This window comes from Psychrobacter sp. UBA2514 (genome assembly GCF_002341255.1).
Lineage (GTDB): Bacteria > Pseudomonadota > Gammaproteobacteria > Pseudomonadales > Moraxellaceae > Psychrobacter > Psychrobacter pacificensis.
In genome coordinates this window covers 33,492-53,958 of the sequence record NZ_DDNS01000026.1, presented here as the reverse complement: position 1 = coordinate 53,958, position 20,467 = coordinate 33,492, and the positions used below count along the sequence as shown (strand labels likewise).

Below are 20,467 nucleotides of genomic sequence, written 5' to 3'. Positions count from 1 at the left end.
TTATAGTCAATCCACTAAAAAAGCGTTACAGCGTTAACCTCGCTTGAAGTATGACGTATACATCTGCACTCGGTTGCCTTGTACCACTCTTAAATTGGATCAACTATATTTTATTTATAATTTATAGTATGTCTTGAGTTAAAAATGGTTTTAAAAAAAACATTTAATACAGTTGATATTAGTAGAAAAACTTAGCAGTTGTTTAGCTCATCTAATAATCAAATTTGTCTACTATAAGAAAAACTAGAGCAAAGTGGAAGAGCGTGTGACGCATCCCTACAAAGGACAAACAGGCTGTAACGTGAACTCGATAACCTGTTAGGATGATAGGAAGCTTAAAAAGAGGTAAGATCAGCAAAACGAAGACATTAAAAAAACGCCCACCACGGTTAAGTGATGAGCGCCGATAATCATCGAGGTACCCGTATGGCTGGGCACTGATGATTTTAGTGTCTTACTGAGCCGCGGCTTCTGTTTCTACCGTTTCAGTACTGTCAGTTTTAGCTGCGGTATCAGTGCTTGCACTAGTGTCAGAACCCCAGATTTTTGGGTACTTGTAGCCAGGGAACGTTTCATGCGCGTACTTTTTGAAAGCCTCTGAGTTATAGGCATTGGTGACATCTTCAACCCATTTCTTACCAGTATCAGCAGATTTGATCGCTGACCAGTTCACATAAGCAAAGCTTGGCTCTTGGAACAATGCTTCGGTCAGCTTGATGCCAGAGTCAGTTGCATAGTTACCGTTGATCACGGCAAAGTCAACTTCATCACGCGCGCGTGGTAATTGAGCCGCTTCTAGCTCAACGATATCGATATCGTATTTGCTGTTGTCAGCGATGTCAGCTTTTGATGCAGTCAATGGGTCGATACCGTCTTTTAGTTTAATCCAGCCAAGATCGTCCATCATGACCAACGCACGAGCAAAGTTACTTGGATCGTTCGGTGCAGAAACACTCATGCCTTTGAATGCTTCATCTAGGCTAGACTTTTTGCCTGAGTAGATACCAAGCGGGGCGGTTGGTACTTGGAATACTTCAACGAGATCAAGGTTGTTCTCTTTTTTGAAGGTATCAAGATATGGCTTGTGCTGGAAAATGTTGATGTCCAAGTCGCCTTCTGCCAAGGCAAGGTTGGGACGAACATAATCAGTAAATGCAACTAACTCAACCTCATAACCCTGAGCTTCAAGTGTGCCTTTTACTTGGTCACGAACCATATCAGCAAAATCACCTTCAGTCGTACCGATAACAATTTTGGTGTGTTCAGGATCGATGTCACTAGTGCTCGCAGTCGTTTCTGCAGTGGTACCTTCAGTGACAGGCTCTTGGTTCGCTTCTGGCGCTGATGAGTTGCTGCAACCGACTAAGACCAAACCTGATACGCCAACAGCGGCAAATGCGGTGGCTAACTGACGGCTGATATCTGTTAATTTCATAATATGTCCTTAATAATGAATAAAATTGAGTAAAGCGTTTATCGTCGAAACATTAAAAAAGCAACATTATAAATAGTAATGCTGCTTTTTTGTGAGAGCTGAGATAAGGGTTGAGTGTTGCCAAAAATAAACCTAGTCGCTCGTAATGTCAAGTATTCTCTAAAGCGGTTTAACGTTTGTCTAAACGATTGGCGAGCCAGTTGCCAGACGCTTGAATCGATATCACCATCACTGACAACACCAGCACGATAAAAATCATCACCTCGGTCTGATAGCGATAATAGCCATAACGAATGGCCAAATCACCCAAACCACCACCGCCGATCATACCAGCCGCTGCTGAGTAAGAGAGTAAGCTGATACAAAGAATAGTGACCGAGAGTACCAATCCTGAGCGCGCTTCATTGAGCAGTACTTTGATGATTGTAAAAGGTCTGGCGCCCATCGATTCAGTTGCTTCAATAATACCGCGCGGTACTTCACGCAAATTTTGCTCAACCAAACGCGCAAAATAAAACGAACCTGCAATCGCAAGGACGAGAGAGGCGGCAATCGGACCGATACCAGTACCGACGATAGCTTTGGTAAACGGACTCATCGCAATCATCAAAATCACAAAAGGGAAGGCGCGCATAAAGTTGGTAATGGCGCCAAGTACGCCATAGAGTGTCTTGTTTTGCAAAAATTGTCGGTCACTGGACAAAAACAAGAATACGCCAAAGAGCCCACCGATAAGGATGGCGACCGTGGTTGAAATACCAAGCATGATAAACGTATCAACAAACGCACTCACAATCTCTTTGCGTAGGGCAAGCAGCTTGTCTATAGAGGCGGATAATTCAGTACCAGTTAACATATCTATTTCTCCTGCCTCATTAGTCCTCAACGACTAAGCCTTTGCCAATCGGGGTAGTTGCCTGAATCAGACCATCTCGTACATCGGCCACTTCTAATAGCTGACCTTGATGTAATAATGCTGCGCGATCACAGAGTCTGCGAATGACGCTCATCTCATGGGTTACGATGACGATGGTCACACCAAGTTGCTCATTGATATCGCGCAAACAAGTCAGCAAACTGCGAGTCGTTGCAGGGTCAAGCGCACTGGTTGGCTCATCGGCCAGCAATACTTTTGGACTCGGGGCAATCGCGCGGGCAATACCGACACGTTGCTTTTGCCCACCGGATAGCTGCGCAGGATAATGTCCAGCGCGATTAGTTAAATCGACAATCTCAAGACATTCCATAACGCGTTTATGAATATCGCGGCTAGGATAGCCTGACACTTTTAAATTAAATGCTACGTTGTCAAAAACCGTTTGATTAGACATGAGATTGAACTGCTGAAAAATCATACCGATATTATGACGAGCAATACGCAGTTCACTGGCAGATAGCGTGGTCAAGTCAGTACCGTCTATCACCACTTGGCCTGAATCTGGACGCTCAAGCATGTTAATCAAGCGCAACAAGGTCGATTTACCTGCGCCTGAATAGCCCATTAGACCAAAAATCTCGCCTTGTTTGATAGTCAGAGATGTCGGCTCAACAGCAGTAAACCAATGTGGTTTGCCGTCTTTGTCTTTGATTGATCGGTCGCTTAAAAACCTTTTGGTCACATCGTTTAAGACAATCATGTCATTCATGGAGGGCTCAAAATTCAATAAATTTTTTAATGGTCATCGTGTGTTGTTATGCTTCTATTACTAGATAAGAAGCCCATCAAAACGACAATAGTCAATAACCGTATAATAAGGGGCGGTAATATAGCATATTATCAGTCACTTTGGATATGCACATCCGTGACTGACTTATGATGAATAGCTATTAAGGAAGGAATGTTTGAGGGGTATCAGTGGAAGTAATATCAACAAAGTAACGTATTTTCAAATATAGCTGACTACTCATGCTGATTGTAATGAGGGTCATGTTCAACGGGTATGGCGACTAAAAAGCGAGTATGACCGTTTAGCGTATCAGTAGTGATCCGCCCTTGATGCGCGGTGACAATCTGAGAAACCAAAGAAAGCCCCAACCCTGACCCTTTATTCTTTTGCTGTAACCGTACAAATGGGCTAAACACTTCTTCGCGTTTTTCTTCAGGAATACCTGTGCCTTCATCAATCACCGCTAGTACTGCATATTTTGGTAGGGGACGTACCGGCTCAGTTTTTGCCTTTTTGAGATGCTTAGCAAATAAGCCTTCTTTACGCGGTGTGGCTGCGGCTTCGTTATTATTTTGGGTGTTGGCTTTAGCACTGTTTTTCGCTTTATCTTTGCTGCCATTTTTGTGGATAGTTGTATCAGTTGCTACTTTGTCAGTTTTTCTATTGCTATCGTTTTCAAGAGCATGCGCACGATTGTCGATTGTTCCATCTGTAGATTCGATAAGATTATCATGTACGCCTTTATTAGAGTCTAGAGTGTCTTTAGAATCAGGAACGGCCTTCCAAATCACTTTATCTAAATCGGTGCTAGCAATATGAGCATCAGGTTTTACAGAACTTGGGGTGTTTTTAATAAAGTTAAGATCAGCATTTACATCTTCATCGACTGTTAGATTTTCACCATTTTTGTAGATTGGCGGTGCTGGCAAGACAGTTATTGGCTCGACTGACTCAGTTTTGTCTTTATTGCTCAGAGTAGAGTCGGCATTTTCGAGTGAAGCAGACTCCTGCTCATCACTATTGGTATCAAGCGACTCTTCATAAGAGTCAAAATCCAACAAGCTATTATAATCGGTGAAACTGCTAGAGAGCACGGTCTGCAATAGGTAATCAGGAACAGTGCCAGCCTCTTCGATAGTCTGAACGCCGTACAGTAACACAGTAACGGGCGGCTTGCCGTGAAGCATGGCATTGGTCAGTAGATTACGAATGAGATGAGTCAACATTGATGATTGACCGTCGATCATGATGTGCTCACCAATCAACGTGGCTTCAGGATAGTGCTGACGTTCTTGATTGACCAAATCGTATAAATCCAAGTACTCAATTTGCTGCAAAGCATGACCTGCATCTAGACGGCTGACCAACAATATACTTTCGACCAAATCATTGAGACCTGACAGATCGCGAGTGATGGCATGAGCGCGTTTATCAAACTTGGCTTTGGTGTCAGATGGTAGCGCACCAGCCAACATATCCATCATTTCAATCTGCAAGCGAATGCGCGTGATAGGCGTACGCAACTCATGAGAAGCATGCGCCAATAATAAATTATTGGCATCAACGAGGTGCTCAATCTTTTGCGCTGCTTGGTTGAACCCACGCGCCAATGAGGCAATTTCGTCATTACCACGCGCGTTCACTCGAACCGTAAAATCCCCATCACCTAACTGAGCCATCTGCTGACTTAACTGATCGATACGCCATGTCATGGTACGGGCAATCAGCCACAGAACACCTGCCATAATAATGAGCAGCAACAACGTACCTGTAAACAGATTCAGCGCTGCAGAAAGCACGGGCTTTTTAGGAGGTAAACGCGACTCATACAGCAGAGTATAGCCAGTGCTGCTATAGACTTGAGCCTGCTTAGTAGGGGAGGTATCTGCAAACGAAGGAAAAATACGTGAAAATAAAGATGGCGTAGGTGGTAGCTCTAGCGGCAAATCGCTATTATCGGTTTGCATGAGCAACCGACCTTCGCTGTCGTACAACCCCATTTTCGCCTGCAAAGACTCATCAAAAATATCAAAGCTTTTTTTGACAACAGCTAGCATAAATCGTGATTGTAGGTGATTGTCCTTGCTGATAGAGATATTTAGCTCATGCAGAAAGGGATCAATCTGACCCAAAATCTGCGTGGCCAATATCTCTGATCGGATTCCTGCGTCCTTGTCATGCACCAATTGGGTCAATAGCACCATAGCAACTGCAAATAAAATAAGTGCCAGCATAACGCTGGCAAATAGTTTGGCAAATACGGAACGAAAACCCAATTGCTGCATTAAACAATCTCTGTTATTGGACACTAATATCGACTGAGCTTAATATGCTCTCTATCGATTAATCCGTCTTTTATGATCAAACCTGATCAGTGGCAAATTGATAACCAACACCGCGCACCGTGATAATGCGTTTTGGTTGACGTGGGTTGTCTTCGATCAAAGCACGCAAACGTGAAATATGCACGTCAATGGCACGATCGATGTTGTCTGAGCTGTCGTCGTTTGGCATTGCCTGCCAAAGCTGCTCGCGATTTAGCACTTTGCCAGAATGGGTAGCAAAATAGTGTAGTAATTGGAACTGATGTGTCGTTAAACGTACAGGCTCATCATCGATAGTAACTTCGTGACTGTCAGGGAACACACTCAAACGACCAAAGGTTAAGCTATCTGACTGGCTATCTGCTTGGTTTGGCTGCTCATGACGGCGGATAACAGCACGGATACGGGCGAGAAGCTCACGCGGCTCGAAAGGCTTTGCGATATAGTCATCAGCACCCATCTCCAAACCTAACACGCGATCAGTTGTATCCCCTTTTGCGGTCAGCATAATAATAGGTACTTTATTGGTCATATTATTCTTGTTGCCACGAATTTTTTGACATACTTGCATGCCATCCATGTCAGGTAGCATCAAATCAAGTACGACCAAATCGATATCACGCTCTTTGGTATCTAACAGATCAAGGCCTTCTTGACCCAAACCTGCATGATGGACGTCATAGTAATTCATGGTCAAATAATCACTGATCAGCTCTGCTAAATCTGGATCATCTTCAATCAATAAAATCTGCTTGCTCATGGGATATCCTCTAATTGTTCTTATAATTTGCCAAAGGTCTAATGTGTGCTAGTCGCTTAACTATGATAACTATGATAGAAGTATCAATAGTTTTTACATTCTATGCCATTAAACCTCTGAGCCTCTAAGTTTTCAGGTGTTTTAGAGTACTGAACTATCATGATGATAAAAATACGTAGTGATAAAGATAGTCCTAAATACTCGGATAGTGCTATATATAGTACGACTATATTGCCTAATGATGCTGTTACAAAACAAGATAGGCTTTGTTAATGTTTCTACCAAATGTAACTGTCAGCGTGAATGGCTATGACACGATGACTTTTTTGCCTTCAGAGTCAATAGGTAAGTCAGCCAAGCAAATTAAACTATCGTTACTCACACCAGCAATCAAATATTGTTGCGTGGTCGGATCATACTCAACAACCTCAATAGGCTGGCGTGTCAAACGCTGGTCTTGGCCAATAATCCAGACATTGGCGGTCAACGGTTTAAGCGGCATATAAGGCGGTTTTTGTAACTCTGTTAAGTCAACATCATGTAAGGCGCGCTTGGGCACGATAGTACCTACGTCTATTTGTCCATAATTGACTCGCCCCGTGACCTTCATTTCTGGTTGTAGCTTGTCACGGCTGGCTTCATTGTCAATGACGTTAACATACACCAACAGTTTTTTTGGCTGGCTGGTAGGCACAAGCTTACTGACCTGACCTGTAAACTTGTCAGTGATACCTTCGGTCGTAAAATTGACAGTCTGACCAACTGAAAGCTGAGGCTCCGCTTGAATGGGTAGTGTCGCCGCAAAGTGCAATTTGGTCTCGTCACTAATTTCTAATAGGGGCGTGCGCGCCGCCATTTTTTCACCAGTTGTGGCATATAGGTTTTCTACACGACCTGAAAAGCTAGCAGTTATCGTCACCAAATTATATTGTGGGTTCGGTTTTTTAGTAGCAGTTTTTATACCATTACTATCGGCGTTATCACTATTATCTGTCACAAGGTTTGCTGCTGACGACTCTTTTTTATCATTGTTAGTATTATTTACATTAGCATCATTATCAACAGATAAAGCCTTAGTAGAGCTAGAGTCAGAATTGTCGTCAATACTTGGTGTATTCTCTGGTTTCTTATTATTGGTAGTGCTTGTCACTATCTCTTCTTTAGAAGAGTTGGCTTCTGTAGATGTGTCTGATTTTACGGTAGGATCACTCACCGCCGCCAAACGCCTGACAACTAGTAAAGGCGTACCTTTTTCTACCCATTGACCTTCGCTAACGAACGTTTTTTCTATATTGACGGGATGTACTGCAAAAAATTTGGTTTGTTTGATAGGCTCGATGCTACCTTGCAGCCCTAGACTTGGCTGATAACGGGAAGACTTTATACTGAGTATGTGTTCTGGTGTGATCGTGACACTATCACTGGTAATGACAACGGGGGAGTCTGCCGTTGCCGTGTTTTCAGGAGCGACTGATTCATTCTCAGATGGTGAGGGTTGACAAGCAGCAAGCAATAAAACGCTGAGCAAGTAGAGGCTTTTTTTGGAATGTTTAAAGGCTGTCATAGCAGTCACCGTTATAGTCGTCGTTTCATTATATAGTGAATAGATACGCGGTGGAACAATTGCGCCACACTTACTAATCTTAGATGCGTAAGCGTTTGTCATAAGAAAATAGATGAGGTTGCCGACTTATTAAATAAGAACAGCGGTTTATGATACTCATTAGTTAGAACATTAATTCGCTAATGACTGGAAAAGCATCAATAACTGTGCTAAAACAAACATAACGAAATACTGTGATACATTTTTATCACAAAAGAAAATTATTCAGCAATGTGGTTATTGATTCTATATAATGCAGGGATATCATAAAGTTGGTTGCCTCGTTGTTTAAATGACGTTGTCACTGACAGTAAGTGAGTTCAAAAACTTTTGAGTGTTTTAAGAGATAATACGACTTTGCTTGATGGTTATAGAAGTAAAATATTAGGCCTAAAAAGCTAAAAATCGCACTCAATTTTATGAGCTTATTACGAGCAAAGTGCGTATAGTAACTCATGTTGACGCTGTGTTTGATGGGCAGACACTGATAAAAGGTATTCACTGTCATAAAAGGTCTAATGAAGTCTCAGTCTTTTGTATTGGTCTCATATTGACTGATATCATGACTTAAGATGATTGTTAGAGCTTTATATAGACAGAGAGCGTTACGAATAAATAGTCGTTCATAGGATAATGATAATGGAAAATAATTTTGAAGGTTTGAAAGTAATGGTGATTGATGATTCAAAAACCATTCGCCGTACCGCAGAAACCTTGCTACAAAAAGCGGGTTGTGAAGTCGTAACCGCTATAGATGGCTTCGATGCCTTAGCAAAAATTGTTGATAACAACCCAGATATTATTTTTGTCGACATCATGATGCCGCGCTTAGATGGCTATCAGACTTGTGCACTCATAAAAAATAACCCTGATTATGCTAATAAACCCGTGATTATGTTGTCATCTAAAGATGGCTTATTTGATAAAGCCCGTGGCCGCATCGTCGGATCTGATGAGTATTTGACCAAACCATTTAGTAAAGATGAGCTTTTTGATGCGATTAACCAGTACCGTTAATCAGCTCTATAGACTCAAATATAGTGATTGCTAAGATTAAAAATAATGACTCACTATTTAAGTGACTAACATACTAAGTGACTAGCATAAAAATAAATCACGAATAAGTTGTTGGCCATTATTTTCAGTCGTTTTATCAACAATATATCCTCATAGATATTTTAGAAAATAAAGGAAAATCCTATGGCTACCGTTTTAGTCATTGACGACTCACCATCAGAAATGGCGAAATTTCGCGACATGCTTTCTAAAAATAACTTTCAAGTACTAGAAGCATCAAATGGCGAGCAGGGCTGTCAGATGGCAGCTGATCATCTGCCAGATGTCATTTTAATGGATGTAGTAATGCCAGAAATGAACGGTTTTCAGGCTACGCGAAAAATCACTCGCGGCAAAACCACCGCTCATATACCTGTCATTATGATCAGTACCAAAAATCAAGAAACCGATAGAGTGTGGGGCAAGCGTCAAGGTGCCAAAGAGTATATGAATAAGCCAGTCGATGAAAACGTATTGGTCAATATGATTCGCAAAGTGATGGAGTAACTTGTGGCCTCTAGAGGATTCATTGAGCTTCTGCGTCTAGCAGATTTGGCACGTGCGCGCAAAAGCGGTCGCCGCGGTGGTCAAGAGTTTGATTGGCAAGGGGTGGTATTTGAGATTGGTGGTCAGCGCTTAGTTGCTCCTATGGGTCAGGTATCAGAGGTGTTATCCATGCCAGAATACACTAGCTTACCTCTAGTAAAGCCTTGGATGCTAGGTATTGCCAATATTCGCGGACGACTACTACCTTTGACGGATTTGTCACGCTTTTTACAAGTGCCAAGCCGCTTGCCACAGCTAAGCCAGCGCAAAGTTATTGTGATCGATCACGATAATAACTTTTCAGGGCTACTGGTCGATCAAGTGCTTGGTATCGAACAGTTCACTCAGGAACATTACCGCCCAGAAGCGATTGATTCCAATTCACCATTTGCACCTTATAACCATGGTAAGTTTTTGAAAGACGAGCAGGAGTGGTACGTTTTCATGCCAAGCTTGCTGGCACAAGATCTGCAGTATTCAGATGCTGCGGTATAGTAATCGACAATAAAACATCTATTTATTCGGTAACGACAGATTAATAGCGGCTGACACGATACAGTGGGATGTCAGTTTATACAGGCTTTGCTAATCATTGTTTTGATAACAACAAGATTGTCAAAGTCAGTCACGATAAGACTTTGACGATTGTTTGAAAGGGATACGCAAGATGAGTGATGTTAAAAGAAAACCTGTAGCTGGTACAGGCAACACAACTGTAGAAGGCAAAGAGACCAATAATACGTGGAAGCTATTATTAGGATTTTTTATTCTGCTGAGTGTGGTCTGTGTCGTTTGGCTGGCTAACGCGGTGTTATCGGTGAGTCAAGACTTTACTAACTTTAATCAAACAATTGTTTTACCAGCACTTGTCTTTGCTATCGGTGCTTTGGGTATTATGTTTGCCTCGTATCAATTGCTTAAGCAACGTGGTGGATCAGAGCGTTTGCTGATTGAAAAAGAAACCTTACGCCGCCGTCAAGAAGCAGAAGCAGAGTCTGAACGAGCTCGTCAAATTCAAGAAGAAAATGAACGTAACCAGATCGCTATTCTACGCCTACTTGATGAGTTAGGGGATTTGGCAGAAGGTGATTTGACGGTCAATGCTACCGTGTCAGAAGACTTTACAGGGGCAATTGCTGACTCAGTCAACTTCGCAATTGACCAATTACGTCAATTGGTTTTGGTTATTAACAGTACTGCCGACCGAGTTGCACAGTCTTCAGATCAAACGCAGATGAACGCTGTTGAGCTTGCTGAAGCTTCTGAACATCAAGCGCAAGAAATTGCTGGTGTATCAGCCGCTATTAATGAGATGACCGTGTCAATTGACCAAGTTTCGAATAATGCATCAGAGTCTGCGACGGTTGCTCAGCGTTCAGTTGCCATTGCCTATAATGGGGCAGAAGTTGTACAGCGTTCGATTGAAGGTATGAACGTTATTCGTGATCAGATTCAAGAGACATCGAAACGTATCAAGCGCCTTGGTGAGTCTTCTCAAGAGATTGGTGATATCGTTGGCTTGATTAACGATATTGCAGACCAAACCAACGTTCTGGCATTGAACGCCGCCATTCAGGCATCGATGGCAGGTGAGGCTGGTCGAGGCTTTGCAGTTGTTGCTGATGAGGTTCAGCGTCTGGCTGAGCGTTCAGCGAATGCGACCAAACAGATTGAAACGTTGGTAAAAACCATTCAGGCGGATACTAATGAGGCTGTTATGTCGATGGAATCGACGACATCTGAAGTAGTACGTGGTGCTCGTTTGGCAAAAGATGCTGGTGAAGCACTAGAAGAGGTACAGAGCGTTTCTAACACGTTGGCTGACTTGATTCAGAACATCTCAAATGCTGCATTACAGCAGGCTGAATCTGCTGGCCATATTTCTCATACTATGAATATCATTCAAGATATTACTTCACAAACCTCATCTGGTACGTTGGCCACAGCACGTTCTATTGGTGAGTTGAGTGAAATGGCTGCCGCACTACAAGAGTCGGTTACTGGCTTTAAAGTATCGAACGATGATGAATTGTTAGATGATGAAATGATTAACTCTGAACAAACTTTATCAGAAATTGTCTAACCTTTTAGCTTGAATATTGAATCGGTATCGATACGTCTTTTTGTATAAGATTTTAATTAAAATGCTGTATAGGTTCTGACGCCGTGCAGCATTAATAATAGCAGGCGACGTGAACAATCATATACAAGTAGAAAAGGCTCTATCTAATACATTTGAACCTGTATGGGGTGATGAGATGATACAGGGCGATAGTGCTAATTTACAGCAATGGCAGAGATATATAGAACAAGAGATTGGCTTTATATTGCCAAATACACAGCTGCAGTGGTTGACCAATGCCATTGACCACACAGCAACATTAAATGGACTCACTACTCAGCAGCTCTGGTATCAATTACCAAAGAATAATGAGATTCGTCAGCAGCTATTAGACAAAGTGCTCATTCATGAGAGTCGCTTTTTTCGTCATAAACCTTCTATCGATTTCATCACACGATATGCAATAGACAAGTGTGCAGATGACAGGAGTAAGCCCTTTCGCATTTGGAGCGTTGGTTGTGCAAGTGGGCACGAGACTTGGTCACTGGCCATGAGTCTGACAGCAGCGCAGTTATCCAATCATGTGATACTGGGAACAGATGTGAGCGAGCAAGCGATTACAAACGCGCGATTAGGACAATATGATCAACGGCAGTATTCATTAATTCCTCAAAATTGTCAGCAGTTTGTTTACCCTTTGATCACCAAGAATGCAGGTAATGAGCTGAGTATGGCTGATACTTCTAGTAAAGTAGAAAGGTCTATCAATACTCAGTTTGACTGGCAAGTAGCGCCAGCTTTACGACCTTATGTTAGCTTTGCTCTACACAATGTTATTGAACAAAAATCACCCACTTCGCATCTTCAAAATGTGATTATCTGCCAAAACATGCTGCTGTATTTTCGCAAGTTTGATCAGCGTGATATTTTGGCATGGCTATCAGAGCAGTGTGCGGTAGAGGGATATATTATATTGGCTCCAGGTGAGGCGTTGTTTTGGCGCCCTTCGAATATGCGCCGTATTGCGCACCCACAAGTGAATGTGTGGCAAAAAATTAGTGCCTAAATTAGTGCCTAGACGAGTTAGGATAAACCTATGAAAAAGCAGCCCAATGACATAGTGACGCTTGAGTGGTTGTCGCCACTGCTCAATCAGCAATTATCACAGATATCTGATGGCTGGCAATCAGGTGCTGATATCGACAGTTATCAACAGATGACATCGCACTACTATCAAGTTAGTGGTGCGCTGACTATGATTCGCTTGCCTCTACTAGCAGATCTTGCCAATAAGTTGAGTTTTATGGCGAGCTTGGGGGCTAGTCACAATCTGTCTGCTAGAGACTGTCAAATAGGCAAGTTTTCTCATAAGTTATTGCAACATGCGCTCAATCAATATACGCATCTAGGCAAATACAACCGTGCTCTAATAAATAAGGCTACTAATGAGCTTGCTCAGATACTATCGCAACGAGGTGTGGAAGCAGATGCATTTATAGATGCTACTGATACCCAGCATGCGCATCTAAACAATGATGATACTCATGAAGATATGGTTCATGAAGATATTGTCAATAGCATTCAGATCGCAGTACCCACGAGTAATGTTACGACCAATTTAGAAGATCAACACTATCAGCAGATGTTACTGGTGTGGCGACAGCAAGTACAAAAATTGCTGGTTGCCAATATCAATCAGGCACCTGTTCTACAAATTTTAGAAAAAGTTAGTCAATATCTATGGCAGAATACTCAAGACAATGATTTACAGCGTCTATGGTATTTGAGCGAGTTGTGGCTGAGTGATCTTGCCCATAATGAAGCGCCATCACCTGAATATTATGCGCCACTATTAGGTCAGCTTGATCGCGTCATAGAATCTGCTACTCAGCCCACGCACTTATCTTCGAGCCTTGTTAAAGGCTTGATCAACAGTGTCTATATTCAGCTCATCTACCTAGAGAATAGTAGCGAGCGAACTCAATCTACCCTTAATGAGATATCACAGCGTGAGCCTGCGACCTTACGTTTTTTAACGCGATTGCTCAGTGAGATTGAGACTCTTATCTTCAATCTAGATAAGCCAGATACGCTAATAAATCCTCTACGATATATAAAGAGCCAGCTTGAGAGTCGAGGTTGGGTGCAATATGCGTCGCAAGTTGAATCGATCCTTACAGATTTAGAGCAAGCACGCTTATCAGAGACAGAGTTTACGCAGCAGCAATGGCACATAGAGCGCAAGTTACAAGAGCTATATAGTGCTATTTACGATACCGAGCAGGCAATATCACTCAAAATTGGCGCTTCTTCTTTTGCTATTATACCTGAAGCGTTTGATAGCAGTGATGTAAAGGATAAAGATAGACATGAGTCAGTTTCTACTGACAGTGACTTACGTGAGCTACGTATTGCCGTTGAAGAGATCAAGGAAAGCTTTAACGAGTATATACAACGTCAAGATATCCAGTCTTTACCAGTCATTGCTGACTTTGACAAGATTGCCCATGCTTTTGATGATATGGGACTGCCAGTCATTAGTGAGACGATAGAAAATATAGGCAGTATATTCACACAACTGCTCACTCATGAGGTTGCTGTACTTAGCTGGGATGTGACCCAAGCCTTGGCGGAGAGTCTGACCTCGATTGAATTGTTACTCGACTATCTTGCGCAGCAAGTCTTTGATCAAAACTTATTGACGCAGGCAAATGAGTATGCAGCGAAAGCATCACAGCTTCTTAATGCGTATGCGAAATCACCAGAAACAACTAACGATACATGGCTGACGCAAAAGCCAGTCGCGATGAATGTGCTTCGTTATGATGATAGTGGTGAGATCGCACCTGTGACCAGCTCAGATAATGAAACGGTGATAGCAACGCAAGATACCACTGATACTAATCCTAATGTAGAGAGTGATGCATTGCTGCGTGCTCGTGAACAACTCAAGCCTGACAACTTTGAAGTTGATGAAGAGATTCGTGATATTTTTATCGAAGAAGTGAACGACGTCATTACTGATTTAGAAGATTTTCTTCCTATTTGGCAGCAGGATTCACAAAATCTAACACCCTTGACCGAAGTCCGTAGAAGCTTTCATACCTTAAAAGGCTCAGGCCGCATGGTTGGTGCCTTTAGCATCAGTGAGATGGCGTGGTCAATAGAAAACCTACTTAACCGTCTGTTGGATAAGACACTCCCTGTAACAGACGATGTCGTACGTCTGGTAATAGAGACGGCGGAACGTTTGCCAGTGCTACTGACAGATTTTGCCGCACAACAATTACCGAGCTCTGATCCTGCTATTACTATTCTGAAAAGTCGTAACCTAATGACGCAGCAGCCTGTCAATGCTGGTTTAGATACGTTTGAGACTGGAATCACTGAAACATCAGCTGAAGTAGCGTTAGGTATCAATGACTCTGATTCAATGGATGATGTATCGTTAGAAACATTACTTTCGAGCGTTGATGGTGCTGAAGGAGCAGATTCTGAAAGCAATAATACAAATATACCAGAATCGCTATCTGGTTTAGAGATTCCAGCAGTACTTATCCCGTTTATGCAAGAAACCGAGCAATTAGCAGCCGATGCGAATGATTCAGATCCTGATATTAAAGAGATATTTATAGAAGAGGCCGAGGAAGTACTTGCCGAAATCGTACCTTTATATGAAGGTTGGCAGCTAGCATCGACTGACCTTGCCGCTCTAAAAGATATCCGTCGCGGTTTTCATACTCTAAAAGGCTCTGGTCGCATGGTGGGCGCTAATTACACCGCCGAGCTAGCATGGGCGATAGAGAATATGCTTAATCGCGTATTGGATCATAGTGTTATTGTCTCAAATGATATGTGTCAGCTGATGTCAGATGTATTGGCCGCTTATCCTGAAATGTTAGTAGCATTTGAAAATAACAGCCAAGATTACCCAGCTTTAGTGCCCTTATGGATTGCCTGCGCCAATGCCTATAGTAAGCAACAGGGTGATGCGTTTAGTTACTCTCGCTTATATGAGCAAGCAACAAGCCATTCTGAAGCTGAAGCTGAAGCTGACGCCGCGCAAGAGCCTGTATTGATGACTAGCATAGACGAAGACAATCCTACCTATGATGAGACTAATGAAGCGATAGACATGACGCTACAGACCTTCCATTCTGTCAACGAAAAAATGGCAGAGGCAACTGTTGTTTTAGCGCCTCAAAGCGAAGAAGAAAAAGCATTTTGTAAGATATTTATTGATGAAGCAGAAGAGTTACTTCATCACATTGATCAATTTGTCAGCGACAATCAAGATCAGCAACTGATTGAGATAACGGATGAAATAGTACGTGCATTTCACACATTACGAGCCGCATCTGGCTCCAGTGCTTTGGCTGCTATCAGCGAAGTTAGCGCAGCGATAGAGCACAGTTTGGAGCTATTGCATCAGCAAGATATAGCGATGAGTGCCCAACATCTAGAGGCTTTAGCGCAATCTGCCAAGCTGATAAATGGTTATTTAAGTAGCTACAAACAAAATATTCAGCAGCGTAGTGTCATAGTAGAAGATTCACACAGTCAGCAAGAGCAAGACATAGCGTCATTGCAAGCAATGCTGGCTGAGCAGTATGTCATTAGTGATGCTGATGCGACCGTTGTTACTAATAGCAAACCAACGATAGAAGAGCTATTAGATAATAATATCGACACGTTGTTAGATGCTGAGTGGGGGTTAGAGGAGGCGCTCGGTCATGCTGAAAAAGAACACAGTCAAGACTATATCGCGCAGCAAATTTCACAAATCACCTGTTTAATAGATAAAGCTCAAGCATTTCCAAAATTCATTACCGTTCTGAATGAGCTAGGTAATGCCTATAGTTACCTGAGTGATAATATTGATAAAGCGAGAGATAGAGATATTCAATCTATTCTGCTATCAGGTCATGCCCAGTTGATTGGGCTATTCGATGCCCTAGCTGGTAGTACGTCATTGAAAATAGACCAGCAGGTAATGAGTGAGCTACAAGGTATCTATCAAAATGATAACCTTGACGATAACGACGAAGGCTTTGTCGTTCGAGCTATTTCAGCACCTAAAATCCAATTTGAAACGATTGATACGGATATTGAGCTATTAGAGATTTTCTTAGAAGAAGCTCAAGAACTTGATAACGCCCTAGATGAGAGTTTCAATAAATGGCGTGACGATATTACTAATATCAACTCGCTAAAAGTATTACAGCGTCATTTGCACACCATTAAAGGTGGCGCACGGATGGCTGGCATTCGTAGTATTGGTGATCTAACTCATGAAGCAGAAAGTGTTTATGAGTCTTTTGTAGAAAACAGACGAGAGCCGACGACACAGTGGCTTGAGATTATGCAAATGGTGCAAGACACGATGTCGCAACAAGTGATGCATATCGTGAATCATAAAAAATCCTTTTTCACCTCAGAGCTGATTGAGCAACTAAGAACGTTTGAAAAAGAAAAAACCTTACCAGAAACGGTAGAGCTGATCATACCAGTACCGAAAAACTATTTTGAACCAGACATTCAAAACGTAGTGGCGGATGAGGCCATTAGCAATACCGAAACATCAGAATTGCTCAGCCTAGACACTATGATTAAGCAATCATGGGCTAATGGGTTGCCTGATCCAGACATATTATCGGTGTTCTTAGAAGAGGCGGAGGAGCTTACCAATCGTAATAAATACCTGCATTTGTTCTTGAACGACACAAATAATACCACAGCATTACAAGCACTTCAGCGAGATCTGCATACGATTAAGGGCGGTGCCCGAATGGTGACTGCGTCCGGTATCGCTGATTTGGCTCATGAGATGGAGTCGGTTTATACGGATTTTGTGAGTAACCGTCGTCCCCCTACTCAGAAAGTATTAGAGTTGCTAGTTGCCAGTCATGATTGGCTTGCTGATGCCGTATTTATACTTCAGCATCATGTCAATCCGCCAACGCCTGCACTATTGATCGAGGCGTTAGAGCAGTTTGGGAGAAATCCTGATAGTCTCAAACAAGTTCCTAAAGAATCCCTACAGTCTCAGCGCGAAGCAATTTTGATTGCCAAAGAAAACCAAGACCCTCACTATCTTGCAAAAGATATTAGCGAGATGCCATCTATGTTCAGTAATACCAATAAGGAGGACGACAGCACTAGTAGTAATGAAATGATTCGTATCTCAGGTGGTCTGATTGAGCATATGATTAATCTATCTGGTGAGTCAGCGATTAACCGCGCCCGTATTGATATGGGTATTAGTAGCTTGACCAACAGTATCGAAGAGATGGGTACAACGGTACAGCGACTGGCAGATCAGTTACGCCGTATGGAGATTGAGCTTGAAGCTCAGATTTTGTCACAAATAGATGATGAGCTGATTGATAATGAGGATTTCGATCCTCTCGAGATGGATCAGTATTCTTCACTGAATCAATTATCAAAATCATTGACAGAATCTGCCTCGGATTTGGTGGATATTAACCATACTCTATTAGAAAAGACTCGTGATAGTGAAAGCCTGTTGCTACAGCTATCGCGGACACAGACTGAGTTGCAAGATGGGCTGATGAATTCGCGTATGGTACCATTCACGCGTCTGACACCGCGTCTTGAGCGTATTGTTCGGCAGACGGCTAATGAGTTGAATAAATCGGTTGAGCTGACCATCATCAACGCTGATGATGAGATGGACAGAACCATCCTAGAGCGGATTACCTCACCGCTTGAGCATATGCTACGAAATGCTGTCGATCACGGTATCGAAACCACATCAGCACGTCTAAAAGCAGGTAAAGAGCGCAGTGGTAATATTACGCTTGAGGTACATCGTGAAGGTAGTGAGATTGTCATCCAACTATCAGATGATGGCCGTGGTATCGATGTAGAAGCGGTAAGAAATAAAGCGATCTCTCAAGGTCTTATTGATGCAGACGATGACAGTCTCTCTGATCTTGATATTATGCAATATATCTTTAATGCTGGGCTGAGTACTAGTAAGCAGGTGACACAGATCTCTGGACGCGGCGTTGGCATGGACGTTGTTATTAGTGAAATTCGTCAGTTAGGCGGTGCGGTCTCTGTTGTCTCCGAGCTTGGCAAAGGCTCTAAATTTACGATGCGCTTGCCATTGACTGTTGCTGTTTCTGATGCGCTGGTTGTGCGCGCCGCAGATCGTTACTATGCAATACCATTGGTACAGATTGAGCGCGTGGTACGGGTTAACCCAGAAAAGCTCTATGACTATTATCATTCAGATGATGCTACATTGAACTTTGAAGACACGGAATATCGTGTACGCTATCTCAACGAGATCTTATCTGGTAATAAACTGAACGAGCTGGTGGTTAATACCAACACCAGTCTGCCGCTGATTATTATTAAAAACCGCACAGGGCAAAATATTGCACTGCAAGTTGATCAGATTGCAGGATCACGTATCGAAGTTGTTGTTAAGCCTCTAGGACAGCAACTATCAAACATACCAGGTATTTCAGCGGCTACTATCATGGGTGATGGCTCGGTAATGCTCATCCTAGACTTAATTGCATTAATGCGTAACGCACAGCTGGTCAAAAACCTCTCAAAATCTGCGAGTACCAAGCGAGGACGTATCGCCACCAAATCAACGATACTGGTAGTCGACGACTCAGTAACTGTACGTAAGGTAACGTCTCGCTTCTTGGAGCGTCAAGGATTCAATGTGGCGGTTGCAAAAGATGGCATCGATGCAATCGAGATACTACAAGATACAACACCAGATATGATCTTGTTAGATATCGAAATGCCGCGTATGGATGGATTCGAGGTGGCGACTCAGGTCAGATTCAATAGTCGATTACAGCATATCCCAATTATTATGATTACCTCACGTACTGGAGAAAAACATCGTGAGCGTGCTCTAGAGATTGGGGTGAACGACTATATGGGTAAACCATTCCAAGAAAAAGAGCTTCTTGAAAAAATTCAAAGACTACTAGGTGAAGAGGTTAGCCTAACTAATGACGGATAATGCACGTGTTTTAGCACTGCGGCAAAAAAGCAATCATGATATCAAAGTGCTGGTGATGGCAGAGGATCATCGCCAGCGCTTGGCTTTTTCAGATACCGTACGTAGTTGCGGCTTTACCCTTGTAGGTTGTGTGTCAAGAGCACAGTGGCAAGAAAAAAGTGAGCTGTCTAATGCAGATATTGATATTTGGCTGATAGACAGTGATTACGACGACAGTGTAGCAACCGCAACAATCGCGTCAAAATCAGCGGCTGTCTTGGTGGGCTTTAGCCAAGCACCGTATCTCAATGAGGCACAGCAATATGGTAAATGGCAGCGTAAGTTAAAACGTAAACTTGCAAAGCTTTTAGCACTACCAGCCCTGATCGATACTCCCGAATACAAGGGCGATGACACTGAAAGAAGCTGGCAGTATGTCGTGTTTCTGGGCGCGTCTATGGGCGGCCCTAGTGCGGTAAAAGAATTTTTAGACAATGTGCCAGCGACACTGCCAGTGTGTATTTTATTGGCGCATCATTTCAATCAGACCATGATTGGTACGTTACCACGGATACTCAATCGCCATAATGATTGGCGCTGTGAGGTTATCGCGTCCTCGCAGCGTTTGCGAGCAGGGCATTGCCTCATAGCCCCTATTGATAAGCAAATAGTCTGTGATTCAGCTGGTAGGGTCATCTTGTTAGATCAAGCATGGAGCGGTGAATATAAGCCTGCTATTGGTCAGATTCTAAAAAACACCAGTGATGTCTATGGTAGCGATCTAATCAATATTATATTTTCGGGTATGGGCAATGATGGCTCTCAGTATTTGGATATGGTTCAAGACAACAACAGCCAGTTGTGGGCGCAAGACCCTAGTCTGAGTGCATGTCCGAGTCAACCTCAGGCTATTATTGACTCAGGGTATTGTGGTTTCGTTGGTAGTCCGACAGATTTGGCAAAAAAACTGACTGATTATATTGGTGAAAGGGCAGCAAGCCATTCACGCTAACTGATTGTG

At 42.7% G+C, this 20,467-nt stretch carries 12 protein-coding genes and 1 pseudogene; 7 read left to right on the top strand and 6 right to left on the bottom strand.

Going from position 1 to position 20,467, the window contains the following annotated elements:
• Nucleotides 1-454 precede the first annotated feature (454 nt).
• From B3V51_RS08435 to B3V51_RS08410, 6 genes are all read right to left on the bottom strand, one after another.
• The gene (locus B3V51_RS08435; RefSeq protein WP_286708238.1) at nucleotides 455-1,435 is read right to left on the bottom strand and encodes a MetQ/NlpA family ABC transporter substrate-binding protein; all 981 of its coding nucleotides are present in this window, start codon (nucleotides 1,433-1,435) and stop codon (nucleotides 455-457) included.
• 169 nt (nucleotides 1,436-1,604) lie between these two features.
• Nucleotides 1,605-2,291, bottom strand: coding sequence for a methionine ABC transporter permease (locus tag B3V51_RS08430; RefSeq protein ID WP_252962812.1), 687 nt, complete (start codon nucleotides 2,289-2,291; stop codon nucleotides 1,605-1,607).
• A gap of 19 nt (nucleotides 2,292-2,310) precedes the next feature.
• On the bottom strand, nucleotides 2,311-3,081 hold the full coding sequence (locus tag B3V51_RS08425; protein WP_240365441.1) for a methionine ABC transporter ATP-binding protein: 771 nt from the start codon (nucleotides 3,079-3,081) through the stop codon (nucleotides 2,311-2,313).
• 254 nt (nucleotides 3,082-3,335) lie between these two features.
• Nucleotides 3,336-5,387 carry an ATP-binding protein gene (locus tag B3V51_RS08420; RefSeq protein ID WP_286708237.1) on the bottom strand — a complete coding sequence of 684 codons (2,052 nt, stop codon included), beginning with the start codon at nucleotides 5,385-5,387 and terminating at the stop codon, nucleotides 3,336-3,338.
• Between the two features lie 76 nt (nucleotides 5,388-5,463).
• The gene (locus B3V51_RS08415; RefSeq protein WP_058025471.1) at nucleotides 5,464-6,186 is read right to left on the bottom strand and encodes a response regulator transcription factor; all 723 of its coding nucleotides are present in this window, start codon (nucleotides 6,184-6,186) and stop codon (nucleotides 5,464-5,466) included.
• Between the two features lie 307 nt (nucleotides 6,187-6,493).
• A complete protein-coding gene (locus B3V51_RS08410; RefSeq protein ID WP_286708236.1) occupies nucleotides 6,494-7,750 on the bottom strand; it encodes an HlyD family efflux transporter periplasmic adaptor subunit in 1,257 nt (418 codons plus the stop codon).
• A 678-nt stretch (nucleotides 7,751-8,428) separates the two neighbouring features.
• On the opposite strand from B3V51_RS08410, the gene pilG reads away from it, so the two are divergent.
• The 7 genes and pseudogenes from pilG to B3V51_RS08375 all read left to right on the top strand — a co-directional run bounded on the left by pilG (nucleotide 8,429) and on the right by B3V51_RS08375 (nucleotide 20,458).
• A complete protein-coding gene (gene pilG / locus B3V51_RS08405; protein WP_057761576.1) occupies nucleotides 8,429-8,806 on the top strand; it encodes a twitching motility response regulator PilG in 378 nt (125 codons plus the stop codon).
• 183 nt (nucleotides 8,807-8,989) lie between these two features.
• The gene (locus tag B3V51_RS08400) at nucleotides 8,990-9,352 is read left to right on the top strand and encodes a response regulator (protein WP_071002986.1); all 363 of its coding nucleotides are present in this window, start codon (nucleotides 8,990-8,992) and stop codon (nucleotides 9,350-9,352) included.
• A 3-nt stretch (nucleotides 9,353-9,355) separates the two neighbouring features.
• Nucleotides 9,356-9,886: a chemotaxis protein CheW gene (locus B3V51_RS08395; protein WP_286708235.1), complete on the top strand. Its 531-nt coding sequence runs from the start codon at nucleotides 9,356-9,358 to the stop codon at nucleotides 9,884-9,886.
• 514 nt (nucleotides 9,887-10,400) lie between these two features.
• Nucleotides 10,401-11,474, top strand: a pseudogene (locus tag B3V51_RS08390) (methyl-accepting chemotaxis protein); the annotation flags it as partial.
• A 109-nt stretch (nucleotides 11,475-11,583) separates the two neighbouring features.
• Nucleotides 11,584-12,519 carry a CheR family methyltransferase gene (locus B3V51_RS08385; protein WP_286708234.1) on the top strand — a complete coding sequence of 312 codons (936 nt, stop codon included), beginning with the start codon at nucleotides 11,584-11,586 and terminating at the stop codon, nucleotides 12,517-12,519.
• A 30-nt stretch (nucleotides 12,520-12,549) separates the two neighbouring features.
• Complete coding sequence (locus tag B3V51_RS08380; protein WP_286708233.1) at nucleotides 12,550-19,467, top strand: Hpt domain-containing protein; 6,918 nt, start codon at nucleotides 12,550-12,552, stop codon at nucleotides 19,465-19,467.
• Nucleotides 19,457-20,458: a chemotaxis protein CheB gene (locus B3V51_RS08375; RefSeq protein ID WP_093069309.1), complete on the top strand. Its 1,002-nt coding sequence runs from the start codon at nucleotides 19,457-19,459 to the stop codon at nucleotides 20,456-20,458. The genes B3V51_RS08380 and B3V51_RS08375 overlap by 11 nt, the downstream gene beginning before the upstream one ends.
• Nucleotides 20,459-20,467 lie beyond the last annotated feature (9 nt).

Excerpts from the sequence above, each read along its gene's own strand:
- B3V51_RS08435 (WP_286708238.1), bottom strand. The coding sequence starts at position 1,435 with ATGAAATTAACAGATATCAGCCGTCAGTTAGCCACCGCATTTGCCGCT.
- B3V51_RS08430 (WP_252962812.1), bottom strand. The coding sequence starts at position 2,291 with ATGTTAACTGGTACTGAATTATCCGCCTCTATAGACAAGCTGCTTGCC.
- B3V51_RS08425 (WP_240365441.1), bottom strand. The coding sequence starts at position 3,081 with ATGAATGACATGATTGTCTTAAACGATGTGACCAAAAGGTTTTTAAGC.
- B3V51_RS08420 (WP_286708237.1), bottom strand. The coding sequence starts at position 5,387 with ATGCAGCAATTGGGTTTTCGTTCCGTATTTGCCAAACTATTTGCCAGC.
- B3V51_RS08415 (WP_058025471.1), bottom strand. The coding sequence starts at position 6,186 with ATGAGCAAGCAGATTTTATTGATTGAAGATGATCCAGATTTAGCAGAG.
- B3V51_RS08410 (WP_286708236.1), bottom strand. The coding sequence starts at position 7,750 with ATGACAGCCTTTAAACATTCCAAAAAAAGCCTCTACTTGCTCAGCGTT.
- pilG (WP_057761576.1), top strand. The coding sequence starts at position 8,429 with ATGGAAAATAATTTTGAAGGTTTGAAAGTAATGGTGATTGATGATTCA.
- B3V51_RS08400 (WP_071002986.1), top strand. The coding sequence starts at position 8,990 with ATGGCTACCGTTTTAGTCATTGACGACTCACCATCAGAAATGGCGAAA.
- B3V51_RS08380 (WP_286708233.1), top strand. The coding sequence starts at position 12,550 with ATGAAAAAGCAGCCCAATGACATAGTGACGCTTGAGTGGTTGTCGCCA.
- B3V51_RS08375 (WP_093069309.1), top strand. The coding sequence starts at position 19,457 with ATGACGGATAATGCACGTGTTTTAGCACTGCGGCAAAAAAGCAATCAT.